Annotated in this window: 2 protein-coding genes; one reads left to right on the top strand and one right to left on the bottom strand. The window is 70.8% G+C overall.

Annotated elements, in window-relative coordinates:
* Positions 1 to 391: 391 nt before the first annotated feature.
* Positions 392 to 1,669, top strand: a complete 1,278-nt coding sequence (locus tag N800_RS14905; RefSeq protein WP_036140473.1) for an acetyl-CoA C-acetyltransferase — start codon at positions 392 to 394, stop codon at positions 1,667 to 1,669.
* Between the two features lie 248 nt (positions 1,670 to 1,917).
* On the opposite strand, the gene N800_RS16175 is transcribed toward N800_RS14905, so the two are convergent.
* A partial coding sequence (locus tag N800_RS16175; RefSeq protein ID WP_036140471.1) for a heme biosynthesis protein HemY occupies positions 1,918 to 2,784 on the bottom strand: 867 nt, incomplete at its 5' end.

Raw genomic sequence — 2,784 nt, 5'->3', positions numbered from 1 at the left:
GGCCAGATCGCGCGCCACCAGCCCCGCCAACGCGCCGACCTCGGCCTGCGCCAGCCGGTCACGGGCGACCGGCGCATCGCCGCGCAGTTCCAGCGCGAGCGCGCCCAGCACGTGCAGGGCCGGGGCGGGGGACGGAGCAGGCTGCGAGGCAACGGACATGGGCTTCCTGGGGAACAATACGGGGGCGTTTGGAAAGGCGCCAAGGCGGCGCTACACTGCGGTCATTATGCCCGTCCGGCCTGACCGCCCCGTTGCAGTCACGCCGGCGATGCCCGGTCCGATGGCCTCCGGCCGCCGCCTTCCGCCCGTTCCCACGGCCGTGCAGGGCGACGACGACGGCTCCGGTACGGGCCTGCTTCCCCACCGCCCCACCAGCCCGAGGTAATGCCCGATGCGTCCAGTCCGTCCCGTCGCCGTGTTGGGTGGCGTCCGCATTCCGTTCTGCCGCCAGAACACCGCCTACGCGGATGTCGGCAACCTTGGCATGTCGGTACGCACGCTCGGCGCCCTGGTCGAGAAGTTCGGCCTGCACGGCCAGCAGCTGGGCGAAGTGGCGATGGGTGCGGTGATCAAGCACTCCAGCGACTGGAACCTCGGCCGTGAGGCCGCACTCTCGTCCGGCCTGTCGCCGCTGACCCCCGGCATCACCCTGCAGCGCGCCTGCGGCACCTCCCTGGACACCATTGTCCACATCGCCAACAAGATCGCCGTAGGCCAGATCGAGGCCGGCATCGGCGGCGGCTCCGACACCACCTCCGACGTGCCGATCGTGTACGGGCAGAAGCTGCGTCGCCGCCTGCTCGCCGCCGCCGCGGCCAAGACGCCGAAGGACAAGCTGGCCGCCTTCAAGGGCTTCAAGCTGGCCGACCTCAAGCCCGATTTCCCCGGCGTCGCCGAGCCGCGCACCGGCAAGTCGATGGGCGAGCACTGCGAGGACATGGCCAAGGAATGGAACATCGCCCGCGACTCGCAGGACGAATGGGCGCTGTCCTCGCACAAGAAGCTGGCCGCCGCCTACGAGCGCGGCTTCTTCGACGACCTGGTGGTGAGCTTCCGCGGCGTCTCGCGCGACAACATCCTGCGCGCTGACACCACGCTGGAAAAGCTGGCTTCGCTGAAGCCAGCGTTCGACAAGACGTCAGGTCGCGGCACGCTGACCGCCGGCAACTCCACCCCGCTGACCGATGGCGCCTCCGCATGCCTGCTGGCCAGCGACGAGTGGGCAGCCGCGCATGGGCATGAAGTGCTGTGCCACCTGCGCGACGCACACGTGGCCGCGGTCGACTTCGTGCATGGCGAAGGCCTGTTGATGGCGCCGACCGTGGCCGTCGCCGAGATGCTGGCGCGCAACAACCTCACCCTGCAGGACTTCGACTTCTACGAGATCCACGAGGCGTTCGCCGCGCAGGTGCTGTGCACGTTGCGTGCGTGGGAGAGCGAGGAGTACTGCCGCACGCGCCTTGGCCTGTCGGCGGCGATGGGCCGCATCGATCCGGCGAAGATCAATCCGAACGGTTCGTCGCTGGCGGCGGGCCATCCGTTCGCTGCCACCGGCGCGCGCATCGTCGCGGCGGCGGCCAAGGAACTGAAGCAGCGCGGCGGCGGCCGTTGCCTGGTCTCGATCTGCACTGCCGGCGGCATGGGCGTGGTGGCGATTCTCGAACGCTGATGTTGTGTGGGGCGGGAGCATGATGCCCCCGCAAGTCGCGGCCCGTTATCCGCTTTGTTGCGGGGGCATCATGCTCCCGCTCCAGATGTGGTCGGAGTTTTGTGGCGCCCGGTTTGCCGGCTGCTCTTGCTTTCTTCTCTACAGAACCATGACGGCGTGTCCCGGCAGGGCACATGGGCGTCGCAACCAAGCGGATAACGGCCCGCGACTTGCGGCGCCCATGTGTCCTGCCCCCGTCACGCCCCCGGTCACGTCCCCCGCAACCGCGGCACACCATGCGCGTCGCGTTCCTCGATGGCCGCTTCGTCGCCGATGCGCTGGCGAATGTCGCGCCCCGGCAATTCGGCCAACGCCTCGCCGCGCGAGGCAGCCAGTGCGTTGGCGTAGGCGATGCGAGCACGCACGTCGTCCCGCGCCTGGGTGAAGCCATGGCCCAGTTCTTCCCACGCCTCGGTGCCGGCGCCCTGGGCGATGGCGCGGTGCAGGGCGTCCTCGGCGCGGGTCCATTGGCCCAACCCCCGCTGCAGTCGGGCCACGGCCAGCAGCGCGCCGGGGCTGGCCGGATGCGCTTGCAGCCAATGTTCGGCATTGGCCAGCCGGTGCTCGACGCGGCCGATCGGCAAGCGTCCGTACAGCGCCGCCAGCGACTCGTCCCAGCGGGCATCCAGGGCCTGTTCGATGGCCTTGGCAGCAGCTTCGTCCCAGCGCAGGGCGGCGGCGCGCTCGGCGTAGGCGGTCACCGCCGCCGGGTCGCTGCGCAACGCGGCGGGCAGGGCATCCCAGCGGTCGGCGAGGACGTTGGCGTCGGCCGCTTCGCGCAGGCCCCCCGTGGCCCACTCGGCTTCACGGCGGGTCAGTTCGCTGGGCGACAGCGCTTGCTGCTGGCGCAGTGCGCCGAGCAGTCCATAGGCTTCACCGGCGCGGCCCACATCGGCCAATGCCTGCGCACGCAGCGCCAGTCCGCGCGGTGGCAGCGGCTGGGCGCGGGGTGAATCCAGGGACGCCAGCGCATCGGCTGCGCGGCCGTCGCCCAAGGCCAGTTCGGCGCTCAGCACTGCGGCACTGGCGGGGTGGCCAGCGGCCAGATCATCCAGATGGGCGGCCATCGCGGCCGC

It is taken from the genome of Lysobacter daejeonensis GH1-9 (assembly GCF_000768355.1).
Classification (GTDB): domain Bacteria; phylum Pseudomonadota; class Gammaproteobacteria; order Xanthomonadales; family Xanthomonadaceae; genus Aerolutibacter; species Aerolutibacter daejeonensis.
This window is presented reverse-complemented; position numbering and strand designations above follow the sequence as displayed.

Bases quoted from the DNA above. Each gene is read 5' to 3' on its own strand.
- N800_RS14905 (WP_036140473.1), top strand. From the start codon at position 392: ATGCGTCCAGTCCGTCCCGTCGCCGTGTTGGGTGGCGTCCGCATTCCG.